Source organism: Blautia sp. KLE_1732_HM_1032 (genome assembly GCF_025147905.1).
GTDB classification, from domain to species: domain Bacteria; phylum Bacillota; class Clostridia; order Lachnospirales; family Lachnospiraceae; genus Blautia_A; species Blautia_A fusiformis.
In genome coordinates this window covers 269390-293182 of record NZ_CP102266.1, presented here as the reverse complement: position 1 = coordinate 293182, position 23793 = coordinate 269390, and the positions used below count along the sequence as shown (strand labels likewise).

The 23793-nt window shown below is 45.8% G+C and carries 20 protein-coding genes; 2 read left to right on the top strand and 18 right to left on the bottom strand.

Features of this window, described 5'->3' with window-relative positions; genetic code table 11:
- Positions 1 to 76: 76 nt before the first annotated feature.
- The 6 genes from NQ489_RS01335 to trxB form a co-directional block, all read right to left on the bottom strand.
- Positions 77 to 1756 (bottom strand): glycoside hydrolase family 13 protein, encoded by a 1680-nt coding sequence (locus tag NQ489_RS01335; RefSeq protein WP_021651180.1) that lies wholly within the window; start codon positions 1754 to 1756, stop codon positions 77 to 79.
- Positions 1757 to 1948: 192 nt separating this feature from the next.
- Positions 1949 to 2779 carry a PTS system mannose/fructose/sorbose family transporter subunit IID gene (locus NQ489_RS01330; protein WP_021651182.1) on the bottom strand — a complete coding sequence of 277 codons (831 nt, stop codon included), beginning with the start codon at positions 2777 to 2779 and terminating at the stop codon, positions 1949 to 1951.
- Positions 2776 to 3591, bottom strand: a complete 816-nt coding sequence (locus NQ489_RS01325) for a PTS mannose/fructose/sorbose/N-acetylgalactosamine transporter subunit IIC (RefSeq protein WP_021651183.1) — start codon at positions 3589 to 3591, stop codon at positions 2776 to 2778. Before NQ489_RS01325 ends, NQ489_RS01330 begins: the two co-directional genes overlap by 4 nt.
- Before the next feature lie 49 nt (positions 3592 to 3640).
- Positions 3641 to 4672 carry a PTS mannose/fructose/sorbose transporter subunit IIAB gene (locus NQ489_RS01320; protein WP_084449143.1) on the bottom strand — a complete coding sequence of 344 codons (1032 nt, stop codon included), beginning with the start codon at positions 4670 to 4672 and terminating at the stop codon, positions 3641 to 3643.
- A 434-nt stretch (positions 4673 to 5106) separates the two neighbouring features.
- A complete protein-coding gene (locus tag NQ489_RS01315) occupies positions 5107 to 6144 on the bottom strand; it encodes a LacI family DNA-binding transcriptional regulator (protein ID WP_021651186.1) in 1038 nt (345 codons plus the stop codon).
- The gene (gene trxB / locus NQ489_RS01310) at positions 6131 to 7069 is read right to left on the bottom strand and encodes a thioredoxin-disulfide reductase (RefSeq protein WP_021651187.1); all 939 of its coding nucleotides are present in this window, start codon (positions 7067 to 7069) and stop codon (positions 6131 to 6133) included. The genes NQ489_RS01315 and trxB overlap by 14 nt, the downstream gene beginning before the upstream one ends.
- 168 nt (positions 7070 to 7237) lie before the next feature.
- On the opposite strand from trxB, the gene NQ489_RS01305 reads away from it, so the two are divergent.
- Positions 7238 to 9010 carry a DUF885 domain-containing protein gene (locus NQ489_RS01305; protein WP_227945570.1) on the top strand — a complete coding sequence of 591 codons (1773 nt, stop codon included), beginning with the start codon at positions 7238 to 7240 and terminating at the stop codon, positions 9008 to 9010.
- 10 nt (positions 9011 to 9020) lie between these two features.
- Here the strand turns inward: NQ489_RS01305 and NQ489_RS01300 are convergent, their stop codons facing one another.
- From NQ489_RS01300 to NQ489_RS01275, 6 genes are all read right to left on the bottom strand, one after another.
- Positions 9021 to 9302 carry a hypothetical protein gene (locus tag NQ489_RS01300; protein ID WP_021651190.1) on the bottom strand — a complete coding sequence of 94 codons (282 nt, stop codon included), beginning with the start codon at positions 9300 to 9302 and terminating at the stop codon, positions 9021 to 9023.
- Positions 9303 to 9307: 5 nt separating this feature from the next.
- The gene (locus tag NQ489_RS01295; RefSeq protein ID WP_227945569.1) at positions 9308 to 9721 is read right to left on the bottom strand and encodes an acyl-CoA thioesterase; all 414 of its coding nucleotides are present in this window, start codon (positions 9719 to 9721) and stop codon (positions 9308 to 9310) included.
- Positions 9722 to 9787: 66 nt separating this feature from the next.
- The gene (locus tag NQ489_RS01290) at positions 9788 to 10021 is read right to left on the bottom strand and encodes a hypothetical protein (protein ID WP_021651192.1); all 234 of its coding nucleotides are present in this window, start codon (positions 10019 to 10021) and stop codon (positions 9788 to 9790) included.
- Positions 10022 to 10286: 265 nt separating this feature from the next.
- On the bottom strand, positions 10287 to 11615 hold the full coding sequence (locus NQ489_RS01285; protein ID WP_021651193.1) for a transposase: 1329 nt from the start codon (positions 11613 to 11615) through the stop codon (positions 10287 to 10289).
- Positions 11616 to 11660: 45 nt separating this feature from the next.
- Complete coding sequence (gene tnpA / locus NQ489_RS01280) at positions 11661 to 12092, bottom strand: IS200/IS605 family transposase (protein ID WP_021651194.1); 432 nt, start codon at positions 12090 to 12092, stop codon at positions 11661 to 11663.
- A 7-nt stretch (positions 12093 to 12099) separates the two neighbouring features.
- Positions 12100 to 12765 (bottom strand): hypothetical protein, encoded by a 666-nt coding sequence (locus tag NQ489_RS01275; RefSeq protein WP_156906916.1) that lies wholly within the window; start codon positions 12763 to 12765, stop codon positions 12100 to 12102.
- A 763-nt stretch (positions 12766 to 13528) separates the two neighbouring features.
- Here NQ489_RS01275 and NQ489_RS01270 point away from each other — a divergent pair.
- A complete protein-coding gene (locus tag NQ489_RS01270; RefSeq protein WP_227945568.1) occupies positions 13529 to 15223 on the top strand; it encodes a CapA family protein in 1695 nt (564 codons plus the stop codon).
- A 146-nt stretch (positions 15224 to 15369) separates the two neighbouring features.
- Here NQ489_RS01270 and glgB read toward each other — a convergent pair whose 3' ends face one another.
- The 6 genes from glgB to NQ489_RS01240 all read right to left on the bottom strand — a co-directional run bounded on the left by glgB (position 15370) and on the right by NQ489_RS01240 (position 23727).
- Positions 15370 to 17256: a 1,4-alpha-glucan branching protein GlgB gene (gene glgB, locus NQ489_RS01265; RefSeq protein ID WP_021653063.1), complete on the bottom strand. Its 1887-nt coding sequence runs from the start codon at positions 17254 to 17256 to the stop codon at positions 15370 to 15372.
- Positions 17257 to 17467: 211 nt separating this feature from the next.
- Complete coding sequence (locus NQ489_RS01260) at positions 17468 to 18874, bottom strand: polysaccharide deacetylase family protein (RefSeq protein ID WP_021653064.1); 1407 nt, start codon at positions 18872 to 18874, stop codon at positions 17468 to 17470.
- Between the two features lie 227 nt (positions 18875 to 19101).
- Complete coding sequence (tig, locus tag NQ489_RS01255) at positions 19102 to 20457, bottom strand: trigger factor (RefSeq protein WP_021653066.1); 1356 nt, start codon at positions 20455 to 20457, stop codon at positions 19102 to 19104.
- Between the two features lie 78 nt (positions 20458 to 20535).
- Positions 20536 to 22035, bottom strand: coding sequence for a polysaccharide deacetylase family protein (locus tag NQ489_RS01250; protein ID WP_021653067.1), 1500 nt, complete (start codon positions 22033 to 22035; stop codon positions 20536 to 20538).
- A gap of 53 nt (positions 22036 to 22088) precedes the next feature.
- A complete protein-coding gene (locus NQ489_RS01245) occupies positions 22089 to 23573 on the bottom strand; it encodes a polysaccharide deacetylase family protein (RefSeq protein ID WP_044962465.1) in 1485 nt (494 codons plus the stop codon).
- Positions 23524 to 23727, bottom strand: a complete 204-nt coding sequence (locus NQ489_RS01240; RefSeq protein WP_021653069.1) for a hypothetical protein — start codon at positions 23725 to 23727, stop codon at positions 23524 to 23526. The genes NQ489_RS01245 and NQ489_RS01240 overlap by 50 nt, the downstream gene beginning before the upstream one ends.
- Between the last annotated feature and the right edge of the window lie 66 nt (positions 23728 to 23793).

Genomic DNA, 23793 nt, shown 5'->3' with positions numbered 1-23793 from the left:
CAAATACTCATACCTGCTCTCTGTAAAGCGGAGACTTTTCTTCCACTTTACTACTACATATACAACAGCTCAGGAATTACCGGATCCTCATCATAAACGCCTCGTACGGTCTTAAGTCCGCTTTGATCCCTGTTCTGTCCTTATAGTTTGCAATCTTAATATCCTCTTTATCGGACACATATTTTGCAAGACCTTCTGTACTTACCGTATCCTCAGAAAGGTTTGCCACCACGATCCACTGCTCTTTGTCGGAAGTTCTTAAATATGCAAAGATCTTCTCGTCTTCCGGAAGAAGGAGCTGATAGTCACCTTCTGTAAGAAGTTCTTCCTCATGACGAAGACAGATCAGATCCTTATAATAATAAAACACGGAATCATTTTTTTCCAGAGCTTTTTTTACATTGATCTCCTGGTAACGATCAGAAAGGCGGAACCATGGCTTACCGGTTGTAAATCCTGCATTTTCGCTGTCATCCCACTGCATAGGAACCCTGGCATTGTCACGACTCTTGTTCCATACTGCCTTGCGGAAATCATCCTCAGAAATGGTTTTGTTCTTAACGACAAGATCCTGATATGCATTACGAACCTCGATATCCTCGTACTCCTCCAGCGGGAACTGCACGTTTGTCATACCGATCTCCTCTCCCTGATATACATAAGGAGTTCCCTGCATACCATGGAGAACGGTAGCATAAGCCTTTGCACATTCCTCGCGGTAAGTAGTGTCATTTCCCCATCTGGAGATCACACGTGGCTGGTCATGATTTTCAAAATACAGAGCATTCCAGCCCTTGTTATAAAGCTTGTTCTGCCACTCACTCATAACACGTTTCAGATCACGGAGATCAAAAGGCTTCAATTCCCACTTTCGGTTTACAGAGCCCGGAATACGGTCGATGTTCATATGCTCAAATGTGAAGATCATATTCAGTTCCTCACGCTCCGGATCTGTAAACAGTCTTGCAACCTCCGGTGTGGAGCCCGGCGCCTCACCTACCGTCATACAGTCATATTTTGAAAGCACCTCCCGGTTCATCTCATGGATAAACTCATGAAGTCTTGGTCCGTTGCTGTGATATTTTCCTGTATAATACTTGCGACCATCCGTTTTCGGGTAATCCGGGAAGGACTGATCCTTGGAGATAGATGCGATCACATCCATGCGCCATCCGTCAGCACCTTTGTCCATCCAGAATTTCATCAGATCATAGATTTCCTTACGGACGATTTCATTTTCCCAATTGAGATCCGGCTGTTTTCTGCTGTAAAAATGAAGGTAATACTGGCCGCGCTCTTCATCATATTCCCAGGCACTTCCACAGAAGCTGGAGCCCCAGTTGTTTGGCTCACTGCCGTCTGCTTTTGGATCCTTCCAGATATAATAATCACTGTATTTGCTGTCTTTTGATTTCCGGCTTTCCACAAACCATGCATGCTCATCGGAAGTATGGTTGACAACAAGATCCAGAATGATCTTGATACCATGCTCATGAGCTTTTCCGATCAGCTCATCCATGTCCTCGTTACTTCCGAAGCCCGCGTAGATCTTCCGATAATCACTGATATCGTAACCGTTGTCGTCCTGTGGGGAGTCAAAAACAGGGCTGAGCCAGATCACATCGATCCCAAGGTTCTGAAGGTAGGGGAGCTTTTCAATAATACCCTTGAGATCGCCGAAGCCGTCCCCGTTGGAGTCCTTAAAGCTTCTTGGATAAATCTGATATACAACGGAATTCTTCCACCAATCTTTCATTTCTTATGTCTCCTTTATTTTGCATTGAGCAGATATTTATAATCCGTATTTGCCGCTTATTTATATCCCGCCAGATACTCTTCAACTGCCCTTTTTGCAGTCAGTTATTTCAATATAACTTTTTTTCAGGTTTTTTATAGGCGGACCACCTGGGGTCCGCCTTTTCATAGTTCTGATCTTTATCCTTAAGGTTTATGCAATTCCAAGAAGAGAAAGAAGGATGCTCAGGATGATAACACCGATGATCAGAACTGTGATGCTGATATTTTTCTTTTTCAGCAGATAGTAACACAGAAGAGTCAGTCCAAGGGGAACAATGCCGATAAAGATCTGGTCCAACATGTTCTGTAGATTCAGAACAGATTCACCCTTCATGGTGAGTTCATAAGTGGAGTTAAAGGTTACCATGCTGGCAGTCATACCGCCGACCATGATCAGACCTACAATGCTGGCAGCCTTTGTCAGGATGTTCATAAGACCGCTTGCATAAACCTTCTGGATGTATTCGGAACCAAGCTTGTAGCCCAGGAATGTTCCGTAATATTTCACAAGAATAGACGGAATGTTGAAAAGAAGCAGGAACACGATCGGTGCCAGAACGTTTCCGGATGCACCAAGTCCTACTGCGATTCCGGCTGCGATTACACGGAGAACGCCCCAGAAAATGGAATCACCGATACCGGCCAGAGGTCCCATCAGGGAAGATTTCACCGCATTGATGGAGCTTGCATCAAAATCCTTCTGCTCGCTGTTTTTCTTCTCCATGGATGCCACAAGACCCATGATGAATGTAGATAAGGTGATGGTTGTATTGAAGTAAGACATACTTCTTGTGAGGGCAGCTTTTTTGCCTTCCTCATCGTTTTTGTAAAATTTATTGATAAAAGGCATCAGGGAATAGCAGAAGCCGGAAGCTCCCTGTTTTGCCGGGCTTACTGCCGCATACAGAGTAAAGGAACGCCAGAACGCTTTTCTCAGCATTTTTCTTTCATCTGCAGGAATGGATTTCGTTAAATTACTCATGAGAAAAATTCCTCCTCTTCTTCGTCAAGATATTCGTCAGCGCTACCGGCCGGTGAAACTGCTACTCTCTGTGCTGCAAGCTGATTCAGCTTGTAATCGTTCATACCAATGGAAATGGCAATGATCACACCGATCACGGCAAGGGCGATCAGCGGAAGGTTTAAGTATGCTGCAAGGACAAAGCCCAGGAAATAAAACATACAGATCTTGTTATCCCAGAGCATCTTCATCAACATTGCCATACCTACTGCCGGAAGAAGTCCGCCGCAAACTGTCAGACCATTCATAACAACATCCGGGATGGCATCCAGAAGTGCACTGACTGCATCAGATCCGAACAGGATCCCGAAAAATGCGAACAAGGAATATAAAAACCAGTTTACAGCCCAGAGTCCGTAATGAAGGGCGATAATCTGTTTCTCCTTGCCCTCTGCTGCCAGACGGTCGAAAGTTTTTGCAAACATACCTACAATAAAGATGTAGAGAACGGTCTTGATCTGAAGACCAAGGATACCAATTGGAAGTGCCAGTGTCAGGGCTACCTCAGAACCTTTGCCCAGCATGATGGCAAAAGCAGTTCCTACGGCTGTGGCGATTCCGGGTTCTGCCGCGGAAGCACCTCCGATGTTTACAACTCCCATAAATACAGCTTCCAATGAAGCTCCGATGATAACTCCTGTGTGAAGATCTCCAAGGAACAGACCTACCAGTGGCCCGATGACGATCGGACGGTTCAGCATAGTAAATCCGACCAGCTCTGCACCGCCGACACAGATAAATACAGCAAGTGCTACAAGAAATGCGTTTAACATTTTTTCTTTCCTCCCTTTTTTGTGCTACGTTTTATTTATTCAGTGGATGTCAGTCAAGCTTGTCCAGTATATCCTTCACAAGCTTCTGCTCATCATTGGGTACCTGCTGCATACAGGTCTTCGGATCAAGAGCCACCAGCTCTTTCAGTGCCTGCTGTTCTGCTTTTGTCAGCATGATAGTCGGGGTCAGGACAAGCTTCTCGGAAACATCGATCCCATCAAAACGTCCTGTATTTCCTACATTGAGGAATCCGATCTCACCAACACTTTGTCTTATCTTCAGAGCATCCTTTACCGTTCTTGTCAGAACCAGAATACGCATCCTGGATGCCTTCGGATTGTTTAAGATACGAATGACTTCATCCACCGGTTTGATCAGCGATTTGATTCCGCCCGGTACGGCCATTTTCAATGCCATCTTCTGGGTGTTATCGTTAGCTGCCTCGTCATTAGCTACCACGATTCCCTGTACAGCCAGCTGTTTGGTCCAGGTCATGGCAACCTGTCCGTGGATCAGACGGTCATCTACACGAAGTGCGGTGATCTTTGCTGTGGAATTGTCATAGGACTGGGGAGCCAGAGCTTTTTTCGGTGCGGATTTTTTTGCATACGATGCAGCACCTTCTGAAATCTGCGCAGTATTTTCGATACCCTGTGCATTATCTTCTTCAGCGTTTTTTTCAGATGTGGATTTCTTTCCACCGCCAAGGTCTACCATCTGAAGCTCTTCTCTGGCATCATCGATGAACTCCTGGATCTCCTCCTCTGTCACATCGTCATCTGCCATCATGACCTGCATCAGGACCGGAAGGTTGGTTCCTGTGATCAGTGTGACATTTTCTTTCTGGCTGTATCCCAGAAGCTTCTGATTTACGCTTCCTCCCATCAGATCTGTGAAAACGAAAATCCTGTCGTTTTCATGCTGTGCGAAATATTCTTCAAACTTTTTCTCCACATTGTCTTCCGGTGTCACATAAGCGTCGATGGTTGTGATCTCATCCATTTTTCCAACGATCAGCTCTGCTGTATAACGAATGCCGGAGGCCATTTTTCCATGTGTGGCGATCAGAATCTGTTTCATCTGGTATTCACTCCTTCTGTACTCTTTCCCTTTGGTTATGTACCTAACCTTTATGTTCACACTATAGCATCAAAATTAGGCTGTGTAAATAGGTTATGTACATAACCTATCATTGTAACAAGTTCAAAATCATGGTTTTGTGCAGGTTTCACATAGAACAGCAAATGCTTATTATCCACATCTTCAGCACAAACCCACACATGATAACTCTTTTACGATTTCAGGTAAATTTACAAAAAGCCGAAAATACTCTGACTGTCAGACACTGACAGTTCCCGTATATTTCGGCTTTTGATATCTTTATATCTCAGATTCTCTGTACTCTTTCTCTGTACTCTTACTATATTGAAAGTCCCGATTTTCTGTTTTTCACAGTTCTGCAGTGACTTCTCGTATCTACCCCCCTGATCAGATCAGGTACATTCTCTGCAGACTTACTTTTCCTCATGCTGCGGCTGTACAGATCTCCTGGGGATCAGCGTGACCGGAAGCATGATCTCATTTTCACGCTCTTTTTCCACTCCATTGATCCGTTCCATCAGAATTTCCACTGCAAGAGACGCCTTCTGCTCCACATTCTGGCTGATAGTAGTCAGACGAGGCACGGAAAATTCCGCATAGCTGATGTTATCGTATCCTGCAATTCCAATCTCCTCCGGAATCTTTACTCCACGACTGCTGAAAAAGCTGATAGCCTCCAATGCATAGAGGTCCGACAGGAAAAACAGTGCGGCCTTTGGTTTTTTCCGCTGGAGCAGCCACGCATAGCTTTCTTTTCGTTTGGCGTAGTTCATTCCAAGAGCAGTAAACTGCACCTTCTGCTTTTTCTTTGCAAAATCCTTCGCCGCCCGCTGAGCGCCCATGTAACGAAGATGGTCCACACCATTATCACGGCCTGCACAAACCTGGATATGCTCATAGCCGCATTCCAGAAGATATTTTGTCATAAGATAGCCGCCGCTTTCGTCGTCCAGTCCGATATTCAGGACATGTTTTTCCTGGCCTGCATCAAGCTCACCGTATGCATCAATGGAAACGATCGGTTTGTTGATCAGCTGATAGATCTTTTCACAGTTGCTTTTGCTGAAGGAGATGGCAATAACGCCATCTACATCCCAGCCCATGACCATCTGGAATATCTTATCTGTATCCTTTGCGAAATACAGCATCAGATAATATCCCAGCTCCTGCACGTATTTCTCGATAAAACCGATGATCTTTCCATAAAAAGGATCTCCGATGATAGAATCCCTGAAGTCTTTATGATAATTGATCACAACTGCGATCAGCTGGGATTTTTCTTTATTCAGAACTCTCAGTCCCATTTTCTGGACATATCCCATTTCCCGGATAAGATTCTCGATCTTCTGAATATTGGCAGGAGATACTTTTTTTGTTTTTCCATGTATGACATTGGAAACAGTTGTTGTACTCACGCCTGCTCTTTGTGCGATTTCCTTAATCGTTGCCATTATCTTTCCTCCAGAGATATTTCTGTGCGGAAGCCACTGCATTGGCTCCATCTGAAACAGCAGTTACTATCTGGCGAAGTGCCTTGGTACGAATATCCCCCGCTGCAAAAACCCCAGGTGCGCTGGTAACCCCCTCTTCTCCTGCACAGATATATCCATTTTCATCCAGCTTGAGCTGATCCTTTACAAGTGTCGTATTAGGAACGATCCCCACAGCAATGAAAACACCATCTGCGGTCAGCTCCCTCTCTTCATTTGTTTTTATATTACGGATCTTAAGACCGGTCACTTCGTCCTGTCCCAGGATCTCAAGGGGAACACTGTCCCACACCATTTCTATATTCTCACAGGCAAAAATTTTCTCCTGAAGTGTCTGATCTGCTCGAAGCGCATCACGGCGATGAACAAGATATACCCTTTCACAGAGGCCGGAAAGAAAAACTGCATCCTCTGCTGCCACGTTTCCTCCCCCCACTACCACTGCGGTCCGATCCTTATAAAAAGCTCCGTCACAGGTAGCGCAGTAGGAAACACCAAGGCCGCTCAGATCATCCTCTCCCGGGATATCCAGCTTCCGGTGCTCTGCCCCAAATGCAAGGATCAGGGCTTTCGCCTGATATTCATGCTTTTTTGTACGAATCGTCTTGATCTCTCCGGAAATATTTTCCAGGGAAAGAATCTTCTCTCGCTGCGGTTCCAATCCCAGCTTCCGGGCATGCGCCCCAAAGGCTTCTCCGAGATCCATGCCCGATATCCCCGGCATTCCCGGATAATTATCCACCGCATAGGTAGCTGTGACCTGACCGCCCGGTGCAAAGTTTTTATCGATCCATATGGTATTTAACCTGGCCCTGGACGCATAGATCGCTGCCGTGATCCCTGCCGGACCTCCGCCTAAAATTGCAAGATCATAAATATCACTCATGTTATTTCTCCATTTTTGTATATTTCCGCTCACATAATATCATAGATTCCGTAATTTTCCAATATGATAGAACAAAGCGCCACTCTGAAAGGACGTTACTGTTTGCTTCGAGACCATCAGCACTCTCCACATGGTATATGTCTGTAAACAGTAATGAAAGACTGTCTTATGTCTCTTAAAATCAGGAAAAATAAATTTTCTATTTTCATCACTCTGCTTCTTATCCTGGCACTTCTCACCGGCCTTACTGCCGGTTATTTTTCCACTCACGGGATCACAGAAAACGGAAAATTCGAAGCCTTTTCCGGAAAAGTTTTTCAAAATGAAGTTTCCGGCAGCACCCTTACCCTCCATTATACCCTGGCACATCCGGAAAAACAGGGTATCCGGCGAAAAAAAGCTTCTCTTGGCACTGTCCCCACAGATATGAAAAATACATACCAGATCTGCAGCCAGTACGAAAAAAAGCTGAAATCCTTCCGCTACAGCCGCCTTTCCACGGAAAATCAGCTGACGCTGGACTCCATGCTCCTCTATTACCACACAGAAAAATCACTGGGCGACAATTATCTGCTTCAGGAGCCTCTTGGCCCAAGTCTTGGTATTCAGGCTCAGCTTCCGGTTCTTCTGGCGGAATATGCCTTTTATGAAGATCGTGATATCACCGACTACCTCAATCTTCTCACCACCATCCGCCCATACTTTCAGAGCATCCTGAAATTTGAAAAAAAGAAATCCGAAGCTGGCTTCTTTATGAGCGATACTACCCTGGACCGGGTCCTTGCACAATGCAGTGCTTTTATCCAGAATCCCGACAACAATTATATGCTGGAAATTTTCCAGAAAAAGCTATCCGAATATGGAAAACTTCCTTCCTCAGAGCAGAACGCTCTGGTCCTGACCCACCAAAATCTTATGAAAACAGAAGTCATCCCAGCCTATCAGGAACTTATGACCGGTCTGGAAGCTTTGCGTGGCACAGGAAAAAACACTCGTGGCCTGACTTATTTCAAGGGAGGAAAAGCCTACTATCTCTATCTTCTTCAGAGTCAGACCGGCTCTTACGTTCCTGTAAAGCAAATGGAAAAACGACTCTCCGGACAGCTTTCCGACGAGATTGGCATCGCAGGAACCATACTTCGACAAAACCCGGAGCTTCTGACTACTCTCAGCCGGGGAATCACTTTCAGAGAAATAAAGCCTGCCCAGATGCTGAATGCCTTGCAGCAGAAGATCCAAACAGACTTCCCACCTCTCACAGATGTCACCTTTGAGCTCCGCACAGTCCACGATTCCATGAAAGAATATCTAAGCCCCGCCTTTTATCTCACCCCACCTATGGATACCGGAACCCCCAATGTGATCTACATAAATCCGGCTGCCAGCTACCAGGGCCTGGAGCTTTTTACCACACTGGCACATGAAGGATTCCCGGGGCATCTTTACCAGACTGTCACCTTCCAACGCCAAAAATCCTCCAACATCCGAAATCTTCTCTGCACCTCCGGCTTTGCAGAAGGATGGGCCACCTACATCGAACCCTATGCCTACCAGTACGCCGCCGATTATATTCAGGATCCTTCTGCCACAGAGCTTGCCAGGATCTCCTGGCTGAACCGAAGCATCAATTTATGCATGTACTCCCTTCTGGACATTGAGATCCATTACAACGGCTGGACTCAGGCCGAAGTCGCCAGCTTTCTAAAAGCCTTTGGTATCGAAGACAGCGCCGTTGTCTCCGAGATCTACCAGTATATCCTGGAAACCCCGGGAAATTATCTGAAATACTACTGGGGCTACTTAAGCCTTCTGGACTTACGCACTTCCGAACAGAACCGCCTTGGCCAGGACTTTGATCTGAAAGCTTTCCACAGCCAGATACTGAAGATTGGTGGTGTACAGTTCCCGGTGCTGGAGAAGTATATTGATGCGGAATTTTGAAACTATTTTTTCACTCCAACCCAGCAAAAAACAGTTCATAAAAATCATCCTCACCCTCAAGCATCGGAGAATTCTCTCCGCCGCCATTGGTACTCCTCTTCATCGCTGCATAAAATTCCTCACCAGCTGCGATCAGATCCATCTCATAAACCGGAACCCCAAGCTCCCGGCACTTCTTACAGAAAGCAGCCAGCGGCGCTTTCTCCCTGCGGGTAGCAAGCAACATCTCCCGAAGCGCCGGGTCCCTGCGGGCCTTTTCCTTCAGATTATCAAGCATCTCCACAACTTCCATCAGACTCAATCCCCCTTCACACAGCTTCTGAACAGCACATCCAGTTCCGGAATCTCTTTTTTCAGAGAAACCAGCTCCCCATTCCTGGTAAAACAATGCTTCGAGGAAGCCTCTGTACAAACCTCACTTCTGGTCACATTAAAAAACTCATAAGCCAGCTCCAGAACCACACCACTGTACTTCTTCACCGAAACCGAAATCCCAACTACATCATCAAAAAGCACCGGCTTCTTATAAGAAACTGAAACCCCTGCAACCGGAGAAACAATCCCCCTCTTCTCCACCTCACCATAACCAAAGCCCAACTCCTTCATGAAATCGATCCGGGCCTCTTCCATCCATTTCACATAATTGGAATGATGGATGATCCCCATCTGATCCGTCTCATGATACTGTGCCTTACGCCTGTAAACACCCATGTTTATATCCTCTCTTCTGTAAAAATCTGACATTTGTCACCAGTAACAAAATATCCTCTTTATTTCTCACAAACCATACTCTTTATACAACTCCCTGCAAGCCTCCGCACTGTCTATGATTTTCCCAATCTCATCCATTCGACCATCCGCGATCAAACGATTGATCAACATCCTCATCCTCGTTTCTCCAATAGCCTCGCCCTCTGCTTTTCCCTCTGCTTTTCCTTCTGCTTTTCCTTCTGCTTTTCCAATAATTTTCCCACGTGCTTCTCCCAGCTCAAACAAGCGTTCCGATTCCAACTGTAAAACCTTTCCACCTATAATTTCATCTACTCCTTTCTACTTGATTTTTTCTTCTTTTCGGAAAATGTAATCTGATATCCTTACAATTAATCTAGTGGATCTCACACGACTAAAGTCACATGCTCCTCAGTCGCTTTAAGCGACAAGGCTAAATATCGACGGATACGCCTGTAACTTAGGATATGCGCAGTCATGCGCTTTTTCCATGCCAGATATGGCAGGTTCCCACACTGCAGGTAATCCGCTGTATATCTGCCTGTGTTTATGCTACTCTTAAGAGTTCCATTTCTGAAAATAGTTCTCTTAAGTCCGCATATACACATGAGATCCTACGCTTTACTGAAGGGACTTTTGCCTCCAGCAAAGACCTTTCCGTTGCCGGAAGGGGTTTTAAGAGTTCCCGGATAAAATATCTTGCTCCAATATTATAGGACGCCGAAAGATCACAGTTATATCTTTTTCCATTCTGGAATGTACATAAACTATGATTGCCTGGATCACGGACAACTGTTCCCGACCCATCCCAGGCAAGCCTGCTGGTATTCCATGCACAGATCCTGGATATCCGCATCCCTCTGCGATGCGCCTGATGTTCACATCTTATCTGGATATCCCTTTTTCTCCACAAATGCAGCTTCTGTTTCTTTCTTCCGGATATCTTTCCTTTTGTTTCCAGATACTCAAACACGATCACATCCGCATGGTTTTCTTCCGCATATCCTGCAACTGCTCCTGCGATCTTTCTTCCAAGTTCTGTGTTAAGACGCTTCGCATAAGCCCATCTGCTTTTCACCTGTACAGAACCATGTTCCCGCTGGAACCTGCGTATCCGTCCCAGCACACGGTACATCCGGTCTTTTTCACTGGGAAAATCAATAAATTTTCTTCCCAGGACAGTTCCATCTGACCGCATAATAGTGCAGACTGCATCCGTATTGATTCCTAAATCCACACTGCAGATAATCTGTTCTTTTACAGGTGCCTTTGTAAGCGGCACCTCTTCTGTATAAGAAAAACGCAGGAAGTATTTACGATGCCTTTTTTCCAGCACGGGAGCTGCTGTTCTTTTTCCCGCCCAGTATTTCCTCAGATATTCCATATCTGTATGGCTGAAACCGACACGGAACCATTTCCAGTCATGGCCGTCATAAAGTTTCAGGTACGCTCCATCTTTTTCCTCAGTATCTTCACGGTACATCACATCACGGTAAAATACCGGCATAGCATGATTACCACACACCAGCTTCGGCGTGCCGCCTTTCTTATCCATTTTTTTCCACAGTTCCAGCCTCGTCTTATATGAGGATACGCTTCCCAGGGCATGCTGGATAGCTGCCCTTCTGAGATAAGAAGGCATCTTTGGAAATCGCAGGTCAAAATCAAACCTTGCCTGATTCTTTTTTGTGGTATGCACCAGATGTTCTGCAGTATTGAAACGTTTTTTAGGTTCCGTGATCACTGCCAGTTCATCCCATGCCTGGGCATAGATCTCAATCAGACAACTGACCGCAGAACGATAAATATCCAGTGTCTGGCGGATCGGGATATTCTGTTTTCGCAGTTCTACGCCATAACTGGATACTGTCCTCATCTTTTTTCCTCTTTCTTACAAATATAAAAAACGAGTTCTTTCAGATTACTGTTTTTCTTTTTGCCCTTCGATATAAGAACATACCTGTTCCCTGCTCCTGTCACTCACAGTTACTGCACAATAAGATGGATTCCACAGATGCCCTCCCCAAAGTTCCTTCTTCAGTTCTGGATGCACAAGAAACATCTGCCTGGCAATGTTCCCCTTCATGATCTTGATCATATCCGAGATATAAAACTGTGGTCTGCAATCTACAAGCAGATGGATATGATCCGGCATAACCTCCATTGCCAGAATCTGAAATTTATATTCTTCTGCAAGGTCACAGAGCATTTCTTTGCATTCTGCATCAATACCATCTTTTAAAACTTTTTTCCGATATTTTGTACACCATACCAGATGGTACTGCAGTGAATACACATATCCTCTACCATATGAAAGTCCATTATTATTGATATTAAATATATTTTTCTCCATGTTTTTATTATACCATACGCAAGAAGAGTTTACAAACATTTGTTCTGTTCATTTTCAAAAATAGTGCGTCTAACTCATCACTACTGAAGTAACGAGAATGCGACGCACAGTTATTCAATAATCTTCGTAGTTTCTCAGAATCCTCACCTATTATATGCGCCGACTCCTCGTATCTCATTACATAAAACGGAAGTAACATCAGTAAATTCTTCTCAAAAATGCTATCCTTTGTATAACGCTCCACCTTCACCGTCGGAACACGATATACACACACCTGCCCATCCGGAAGAAGCTCCACTTCCTCAACATCCGGCGTATTCTTCGTAGATCTTAAATAAATTACACATGATCTCGGAAACTCCACATAAAACTTCCGTCCTACTCTCCGCCTACTCTCCAAAGCAATCGCAAAATCATACTCAAACATTCGGATCGCCATCGTAATATCATCCGTACTCTGACACTCAATATGATACACCTTATCCCCGATCAAAAGCTGGGCATCCGTGATCAGTTCCCCGTCCTCCAGCTGATGCTCATTCCGAAGATGCACGATCTTCACATCCTTCGGATATAAGGTATGAAACACCTCGTTGATAAGCGGAGCGAGCAGGTAAGTCATCTTCTCCACCATTGTCCGGAAAACATCGTCAAATATAGTATTGTTATTCATTAACACTCCTACTGATATATAAATTATACCATACAAAGAAAACATAAAAACCCCATAAAACGGATTTTCAGAACCTTCACAGTAACAAAAAATGGAAAACGCTTCAGAACCCGAAGCTCCAAGAATGTCCATACAGACAAAAGATCTTATAAGATATACCAACCATACCATACACCAGAGAAAAAATCACGCAAAACCCATCCAAAAATTCCACCACAATTCGACACACTCCCAGCCGACAACGAAGCACCTCGACACACTCCCAGCCGACAGCGAAGCACCTCGGCCCCCCCCCCCTTCCCATCAAACCACAAGGAAACTCAGCCTTTCCTCCACGCCGTCCAGCGCAGCGCTGACGGCTCATCCAACTCCCGCCCAGCCACCCTAGCCCTACCGCCTTGAACCTCACAGCCCGAGCCGGGGATGCTGTCTGGTCTGCCTCTGCAGGAGGGGAGCTGATTCTTGGCTGGCGGAAATCTGCGTTGTTTTTCAAAAGTCCGCTGTCTGAGCGGCTGCAAGACGCGAGTTCGGACTTTTGGAAAACGCTTTTAGCAGATTCCCGGCAGCCTAGAAGCCAGCCCCCGACGAAGCCGCAGACCAGACAGCATCCCCGGCTCGGGCGTACGTTCACCCCCACCACCCTCTTCCCACAAAAATAAAAATCTGCTATAATACAACCACACAACAAAAATCAAAAATAACAAAGCGAACAATCACCAATCAATCGCATTCAAAATCCAAAGAAAGACAAGGTAAAACATAAATGAAATTTCCACCCAACATCAAAATCCCCGGCTCCCTCAAAGGAGTCTTCAAAAAAAGCTCCACCCCGGAGCCCCTCAGAGAAACCCGGCGCAACCCCAAGGACAACATCCCCCTGAACTTCCGCGAACGCAGCAATGCCCGTGTAAGTCTTATGGCATCCGTCATCGTCCTTGCGATCCTGGTCCTCTTCTTCAATCAACTGGACTACCGCCTCATCCGCAAACCAGCCATAGACGCCCAGAAAAAAGCCGCGGCAGTCAAAGCCAAGGCTGATCAGGAAGCAGCCGACACCACTGCCGAAACTACCACTGCCTCCGTCATCGCAGTAGGCGACAACCTCTATCACCAGAGTCTCATCGACGCAGGCGCATCCTCTGACGGAAACTGGAACTACGACAAGATCTACACCCACATCCAGGACGCCATCAAGGACGCAGACATCAAAATGATCGATCAGGAAACCGTCTTCACAACCGACCATGACAGCGTAAGCTCCTACCCATCCTTTGCAACACCCACAGAAGTAGGAGATGCCATTATAAAAGCAGGATTCAACGTAGTAGAATCCGCCAACAACCACATCGATGACTTCGGAGAAGGCTTCCTCACAGACACACTGAACTTCTGGAAAACCAAATATCCGGATGTCACACTTCTGGGGATCCACGACTCCCAGGAAGATGCCGACACCGTCAAGATCCGTGAAGTAAACGGTATCAAGATCGCATTTCTGGATTACACCTACGGCACAAACGTAGGCGGCATTGAAGGAAAAGACTACATGATCGACATGATCCGCAAAGACAAGATCACAGCCATGATCCAGAAAGCAAAACAGCAGGCCGACTGCATCATCTTTGTAGCACACTGGGGTACCGAAGACGAAACCATGCCAAACGAATACGAAAAACAGTGGGCAGCCTACCTTATGGAGCAGGGCGTAAATGTCATCATCGGCGGACATCCACATGTACTTCAGCCATATGGCCGCCTTACTGATGACAAAGGCAATGAAACTGTAGTCTTCTACTCTCTGGGAAATTTCGTATCCACCCAGCAGAAGCTGGAAGAACTTCTCGGCGGAATGGCAAAATTCACCATTCAGAAAACCGTACAGGACGGCAAGACCTCAATTGAGATCCTGACCCCTACAGTGGAACCTCTGGTCATGCATTACAACAGCGATGCCGGTGAATTCGGACCATATATGCTTTCCGATTACACAGAAGAACTTGCATCTCAGAACGGTGTACAGTCATACATTGGTTCCGGTGTATTCACTCTTGACAACCTGAAAAAGAAGTTCAACGAGATCATGTCCATGAATGTCACTCCATCCACAGGAACCAACCTCCTGGATGTGACCATTGACACAGACCTGAACATGATCGATGCATCCGGAAATGTCGTAGAAGATACCGACTCTATCACAGCAGAAAAATATTACGCAGATAAAGGCATTGACATCACTTCCGAAGACTTTAACTCTGCTGATAATAACTCAGGCAGCACAGACGACTCCTCGGATGACGGTTCCTACGACGACAGTTACTCTGACGATGGTTCCTACGACGACGGTTCCTACGATGATGGTTCCTACGACGACGGTTCCTACGATGATGGTTCCTACGATGATGGTTCCTACGATGATGGTTCCTACGATGATGGTTCCTACGATGATAGCGAAGAATAGCGATAACTCGTAACCAGTTTATACCCCGATCCATAAAATACCGGAGATCCGGCACCTCTGAAGCCAACACTTCAAAGGTACACAGATCTCCGGTATTTTTATTTTATCTTTTATATTTTCTTTCAAAGATTTCGCTATACAGAATATCAGTATGTAAATATACCAACTCCATAAGCTTCCAAAGGATATGCAAAAGAAAATTCCCGGTTGTCACAATTTTTCTTTTCGGCTTTAAATACCTTGCCCTTCGGAAGAAGCCCCTGCTCATCCATGATCAGCTTGTACTGTTTTTTCTTCGGAACGCCTACACGGTAATCCGGACGTGCTACCGGTGTAAAGTTGCATACTATCAGGATATTATTACGTCTTGTAGGAGATTTTCTCACAAAGCTGAAGATACTTCTGTCGCCATCGTTGGCATTGATCCACTCAAATGCAGATGGATCATTATCTGCACCGTAAAGTGCCGGATATTTGCGGTAGATATGCAGAAGATCACTGACATACTGCTGCAGCTTCTGATGATTTTCCTCGCCAAGAAGATACCAGTCAAGCTCTCTGGCCTCACTCCACTCACGCAGCTGTCCGAAATCCTGTCCCATAAACAGAAGCTTCTTACCCGGATGCCCGAACATAAAAGTATATCCGGCCTTCAGGTTCTTGAATTTATCATCCAGCTCTCCTGGCATCTTCTCCAGCATAGAACACTTCAGATGTACTACTTCATCATGAGACAGAACCAGAACATATTTCTCACTGTATGCATAAGTCATAGAAAATGTCATCTTATTATGATTAAATTTACGGAAATATGGATCCAACTTCATGTATTCCAGGAAGTCGTTCATCCAGCCCATATTCCACTTCAGAGAGAATCCAAGCCCGTCGTCTTCTGCCTTACCTGTTACCATCGGCCATGCGGTAGATTCCTCTGCGATCATGACAGTTCCATGATTTCTTCCGAGAACAACGGTATTCAGATGCTTAAAAAATTCAATAGCCTCCAGATTCTTGTTTCCGCCGTATTTATTGGCGATCCACTCACCGTCTTTCTTACCGTAATCCAGGTAGAGCATGGATGCAACCGCATCTACACGAAGACCATCAACGTGGCATTCCTCTACCCAGTAAAGAGCGTTTGCGATCAGGAAATTCTTCACCTCCGGACGTCCGTAATTGTAGATCTTGGTTCCCCAATCCGGATGCTCACCCTGTCTCGGATCTGCATGCTCATATACAGCAGTTCCGTCAAAGTTAACCAGTCCGTGTGCATCCTTCGGAAAATGTGCCGGTACCCAGTCAAGAATGATACCGATTTTCTGACGGTGAAGATAATCCACCAGATATTTGAAATCCTGCGGTGTTCCGTAGCGGGAAGTCGGTGCGTAATAGCCGGTTACCTGATAGCCCCAGGAACCGTCAAAAGGATGCTCTGCGATACCCATAAGCTCCACATGGGTGTATCCCATTTTTTTGACATACTGTGCAAGCTTCGGCGCCAGTTCTCTGTAGGAATAGAAACCATCCTCATCCTCTGCTGTCTGCGGATGCTTCATCCAGGAACCCGGATGCACCTCATAGATAGACATGGCACTTGTGTCCGGATCAAAGTTCTCGCGATTTTTCATCCAGGTATCATCTTTCCATTTATAGTTGGTGATATCTGTAATACGAGAGGCTGTTCCGGGACGCATTTCAGCGGCATTGGCATATGGATCTGCCTTGTAAAGCTCCTCACCATGTGCACCTGTAATGTAAAATTTATACAGCTGTCCGATCTTCGCTCCCGGTACAAATGTCTCATAAACGCCAATGGGTCCAACTTTTTTCATGGGATTCTTCTCCGTATCCCATTCGTTGAATTCACCTATAACAGAAACCGCCTGTGCATTAGGTGCCCACACTGCAAAATAAACCCCTTTTTTCCGGTTCTGCGTATCTGGATGTGCTCCCAGCTTCCTGTAAATATCATAATTCGTGCCCTGACCAAACAGATACTGGTCAAGCTCCGTAAATTGTAATTTTTTTCCCATTTTCAGGTACCTCCCTTTATAGTTCTGCCACCGTCCATTCCCCAATTTTAAGTGGAATTTTTTATTCTATAATTATACCAATCCCCATATTTTCAGTCAAGGAAAAACCCTCTCCGGCTAATATGTGTCTATTATCCGACAATGTCAGATAAAGTCAAAAAAGAGACCTGAATGACGCACATTTTGTCATTCAGGTCTCTCCTGTCATTTTTTAGTATTCTTCGCTTCCATCGTCATAAGATTCGTCGTAGGAACCATCATCATAGCTTCCATCATCGGAAGATCCATCCGAATAATCACTTTCGTCAGAGCCATCGGAATAGTCCCCTTCATCGGAAGATCCGTCACTGACATCCGATCCGTCAGAAGAATCGCTTCCATCGGAGCCATCCTCAGAGGAATCCTCTGAATCACTGGAATTTCCTGCATATCCTGCAACACGACCAGCCTGAAGAGAGCTGTCCCAGAAGTCAGAATAGGAAGCACTCTGTAACGTAACATCCTTCGCTTCTGCAAGCTCGCTGACTGTTACAAGCTTATATCCCTGGTCGATCAGTGCCGGGATCAGCTTCTCTGTGGCACACTTCACAGATGGTTCATGAATATCATGCATCAGGATGATAGAACCATCTCCCAAGGAAGAATCATTCATGATCTGATTATAATCTGCATCCGCATCCATCAGCTTCCAGTCCAGAGAATCTGTAGACCACATGAAGAAAGGCTTGCCAACTGCACTCATCTGCTCATCTGTGATCGCGCCATACGGTGCACGACATACCGTTGATGCCTGCCCACAGGCTTTTACCAGTGCATCATCCGTCTTCTGGAACTCCTGCATAACAGAATCCAGATCCATATTCGGCAGCGTCTGTTCCGGATGATCCCAAGTATGGTTACCGATCTCGCAGCCAAGCTTTACCATTCGCTGTATGGTAGATTCACGGCCCTCCACATTCTGTCCCAGCATAAAGAACGTAACATGGATATTATATTTCTCAACAGTATCAAGAAGTGTCTCTGTATACTCTCCAGGACCATCATCAAAAGTCAGAGCGATCATCGGGCGCTTCTTGGAAGGATCATAAGAGCCATCCTCATTAAAATAATAGTCCTTCACACCTTTCTCCACCCATCCGGTCTGCATGTATCCCTTTTTATCAAAGCTATATGTTGTTCCGTCAATATCCGCAAAACCATTTACATAATATGTACCATCCGGATTCTGATACCACTTTCCTGTAGAATCCTCATGCCATCCCGGAGTCATAACAGAAAGCCTTTCGCCTGCTGCACTGCCCTTTACCGGCATCACCGTTGCATCCGTACCGGAATCCGCGCTGTCTGTATCCGAAGCAGCCGTATCCGTCGATGCCGTACCGTCCTTCGTACTGCTGTCTGTGGAAGCTCCGGCGGTATTTGCCTGAACATTTACTGTCTCCGCATCCTTATTGCTTCCGCCGCCTGCATGGTTGACGATGGGAAGAATTACCCCTCGAACAACAAAAACCAGCAGAAGAATCGCCGCAACTACACAGGTTATCCGCTTCATCATCCGCCGCCGTCTTAACTGTTGCTGTTTTCTGCGCATCCTCTCACGCAAAACTCTTTTGTCCATTTTTTACATCCCCGTTTATATACTCATATCTTTCTTTGATATTTAATGTCTGTCTTTAATCATACCGCATTTAACGCTTAAATACAATGGAAATTCCCGAAAGAATCTCTTAATTTGTTACTGTTCACTCCGTTCTCAGTAACACACTTCGCGATGCACATGTAAAAAAAATGGCACCCGGAACACATTCCGGGCACCACACTTTTTTAGCTGCTGATACTGTCAGATCACTCCTGACCCGCTGCATCCGATGTGCTGCTGTCTGCATCCTGATCCGCCTCGCCGTCTTCCGGCACCATATCTGTAGCCTCTGCCGCTTCCAGCTCTTCATCCACGGTACCTTCCGCACTGCTTCCGTCCGAGGAAGGATCATCTCCGTTTACTCCCTGGGTATCACCGGCAGAAACCTTCTCCTCAACCGTTGCATTGTCCAGGATAAAATCTTCCACTCTGAGAAGTCCGATGGATTCATCCACGGCTGCCTGTCCGTATTTATCTACCAGCGCAGCCAGATCCTTCACACTGTATGCTTTGATCAGTTCATCCTGGATACTGAGAGATTTTTTATCTTCAAGTGTCATATTCTCCTTATCCATGATCCCCTGTACGATCAGGTTCTGCTTTACTTTAAACTCCGCATACTGACCGCTCTGCTCCTCAAAATCATCCATGGAGATTCCCTGAGCTTTTACAAAATCCTCCAGCGTCATATCACCCTGTTTTGCATAATTCTCATACAGACTGCGAAACTCTGTCTTGGCTGTATCCAGATCCTCCTGTGGATATTCCTTCACTTCAGATGCTGAAAGCACTGTGTTCCATGCAGTTTCACGCAATGTGTTCTGTGCACTTGTCTTCGCTTCATCCTCCAGTGTAGTACGGATTTCCTTCTTGTAATCATCCACACTCTTGCAGTCTGTATTCTTGGCTACCCAGGTATCGGTAAGCTCAGGTGCACGCTTAAAGCTCTGCAGAGTGACCTTAAATACCACTTCCTGTCCGGCCAGCTCTTCCGAAGAGTATTCCTTCGGGAAAGTCAGATCGAGATCCTTAGTCTCACCTTTTTTCATTCCGATGATCCCGTCCTCAAATCCGTCGATAAACGTTCCGGAGCCTATGGTCAGCTCATAATTATTTGCAGTACCGCCGTCAAAAGCCACTCCGTCCTTGGTTCCCACATAATTAATGGTAACCACATCTCCGTTCTGAACACTGCCTTCCGTTACTTCCTCAGCCTTGTTCTGAAGCTCTTCCTTGATCCTTCCGTCAACCATATCATCGGTTACGGCTTCTACTGTGTTATCAAGAGTCAGCCCCTTATATTCTCCGATGGTCACATATTTGCTCACATCATCCACGGAAATAAGCCTTGTGTCTCCGGAGGCTGCCTCTTCGCTGTCTTTATTGGAAGCCGTTTCTTCTGACTCTTTGGAATCTGCAGATCCGGAATCTTCTTTATCTGTTGTATCCTGCGCTTCTGCTGCAGGTTTTTTGTCATCTTTCTGGTCTGTTGATGTGCCACATGCAGTGATCGCCAGTGCCGCACACAGTGCAAGAACCATGAGATATGCTTTTTTCTTCATAACCTACTCCCTTCATCAAGTACTGTCGGTTCGATTATAATCTTTTTTTATACAGATTTGTAAAGTGTGTTTGCTGTCTTACATTTCCGGTACCGGTGTCGGTCTGGAAGAATCCCACACCTCCGATACATCAAACAGGTCACTGAGCATATCCGGATTGTAATACATTCTGTATCCATCCAGATTCCGTCTTCCCTGACGGAAATATTCACTTGTGATCTGCACAAAATACTGACTGGAATCTACATTGCAGAAATAGCGGTAGCCACGGCTTTTGTAATACTCATACTTCTCATTATCCGAAGTGTATCCTTCCCAGTCGCCGATATCCGCACCAAAGGCAAAAATGATCATATCGGTTTTTCCGAGGATGGGTGCCACATATTTTTCCCATTTTTTATTATCGGTCTTCAACTCCGCTGCTGTGGAGCTTGTAGCGTTTCTGTGACCCCAGGTATGGCTTGCAAATTCCCACCCGTCCTTTTTCATGGCCTTCGCCACTTTTTTGGCTGCTTTTACTTCTTTATCATAGTCAAAATCCGGATTGGCCTTGAGAAAAGCCTTCTGGTCATCCTGAAGATTCTTCTTGGTCTTATATGCCCCATCTGTACGGTAGCCCAGAACACCATTATAACCGGTCATTGCCAGGATACCCTTTCTTCCATGATAGGAAAAATCCGGATGTTCTTTGATAAAGGAATCCAGGATCGGCACCACATCGTAATCTCCGGTCACAACTGTACCGTCTGCCTTCTTATACTCGCATTTGATATCTCCGTTGTCGTCGATCACCAGCTTTGTGGCAAATCCGTCTCCGTCCATATAATGATAGTAGCTGACGTCATCCTCTGAAAGAACAAAAGGAATCTTGCCTTCCGGCAGCATGATCTTTCCCCTGCTCATGGTTCCGTCATCATTGATCACAGCCATATCATGAGGACTCACCAGTACGTAACCCTTATCATACATGATCTGGAGCATTTTTTTGAACTCGCTGACTGTGGTCATCATCTGATTATATCCGGCCTCATCGGAATCTCCGTCAAAGGCCAGTGAGGTATTCACGATCAGGGAATGAAAAAATACATGGGTGATATTCTCAAGTGGATATTCCACACAGGCATCTCTTTTTTTCATGTAGGCTGCTGCTGCTTCCTGCATCTTGTCACTGGTGGCAAATTTCCAGTTGTTTTTCAACACGGAGATCGCGCCGGTGTAATCATACTGCTGTGCCAGTTTTTTGGCTTTTTTGAGAAGTGTTTTTTCGTCTGAGGAAGTACTGTCGGAGCTGTTCTCGGCAGCTTCCCTTTTCTGTGTTTCTTTTTCTGCCTTTTTTTCTTCCTTCGGTGTCTCGGTAGCTGCCGGCTGGTCCTCCGGATCCGCTGCTACTTTGGCTTCTTCGGACTGTTCTTCTTCGGCTTCCGCAGCTTCTGCTTCCGCTTCATCAGACTGTGTATCCTCGTCATCCTGTGTCCCGGAGATCATATTGTCCACCTGAACAGTGACCGGATGGTTTCCGCCCACAAGAAGTGACGCCGCAAGCACTGTTGTCAGTACACCTGCAATTTTTTTCTTCATAATAATATATATGCCCCTTTCTAAAAGTCCCCTCGTATCTCCGGATATGACCGTTACATCGGCGGTACCGGTGTCGGTCTTGCCGGATCAAAAACATCTTTTACGTCAAAAAGATCGGATAACAGTTCCGGGTTATAATACATACGGTATCCATCCAGATTTCGTCTTCCCTGACGGAAGTACCGATCCCGGATCTGTACATAATACTGGCTGGAATCCACGTTGCAGTAATAATTATATCCCTGCCCCTTCAGATATTCGAATTTATCCCCGGAATACTCCTGGTCATTGGTAATGTCGGTTCCAAAAGCAAAAATGATAACATCCGTTCCCCCGATCAGCGGATCTACATTTTTCTTGAAACGTTCGGTATCTGCCTGAAGCTTCTCCAGTGTGACCTGTCCCACATTCTGATGTCCCCAGGTATGGCTCGCAAATTCCCAGCCTTCTGCCTTCATGGCATCGGCAACCTTTTTTGCGGCTGCCCGTTCTTTTTCCAGGCTGAAATCCGGATGTACATCCAGCCACTGTACTTTATTTTCATCCAGATCTGCCGGACGGGTCTCATAGCTTTCGTCGGTCCGGTATCCCAGGATCCCGTTGTATCCGGTAAGTGCCAGGATTCCTTTTGCACCGCGGTATGAAAAATCCGGATGCTTTTCCACAAAACGGTCGATCAGCGGAACCATGTCGTAATCTCCCACGGAGACACTTCCGTCATCTTCCACATATTCATTGCGGATCTTTCCTTTATCATCCACGATCAGCTTCGTGGCATAGCCGTCACCGTCCATGTAATGATAATAGCATACATCATCCTGTGAGAGGACAAACGGCGTTTTCCCAGGCGGAAGAAGGATCTCTCCCTCTGTGATGTTCCCGTTGTCGTCTGCCTTTGCCATGTCCTTGATGCTTACCATCACATAGCCCTTGTCATACATGGTCTGCGTGATCTTGTTAAACTCATCAATGGTTGTCATGACCTGATTATAATCTGCTTCTTTGTAGTCTCCGTCAAACGCTTTGGATGGATCCTTGATCAGAATATGATAAAAGACATGTGTCACCTTTTCAAGGGGCCATGCCGTACAGGTTGCTTTTATGTCTTCGTATTTTTTTGCAGCTGCCTGCATCTTCTTATCCGAATCATAGGACGGAGCCTTTTTCAGAAGATCGATAGCTTTGTCATAGTTATACTGACTGGCCAGAAGCTCTGCCTCTGCGAGAGTATCTTTGGAAGCGGTCTCTGTATTTTTAGTACCTGCTTCTAAAGCTTTTTCTCCGGAAACAGTCTGTTCTTTCTGTTTGTCAGAAGAAACCATCTTCTCTTTTGAAGCCTTCTCACTTCTGCCCTTCAGCGCACCGACTCCTACTGATGCCCCGACTGCGACGATCATTGCCGCTGTTATGATGGCCAGACGTTTTCTGCGTTCCTTCAGCTGGCGCTTTCTGCGGCGTTTCAATACCTCTTTCCGCCATTCTTCGTACTCAGGAGTCCCCATTTCCGGTCGGGTTCCCCCGGGCTTTTTCTCTTTCATATAATATTTCCTCCATCTCTGGTTTATCCATTACATATGTTAGCTCAAAGATAGTTATGTCCTGTATTCTCTGCAGCATACACAGATGAACTGCATCGTAATCATTATAACTGGTAACTGCTGAAATTTCCACCGTTCCACCTGTCTTTTTCACTTTTTTAATTGCCTTTTTGACGAAACAATGCTAAAATGTTGTTTGCGTAATGTAACCGATTGCGAA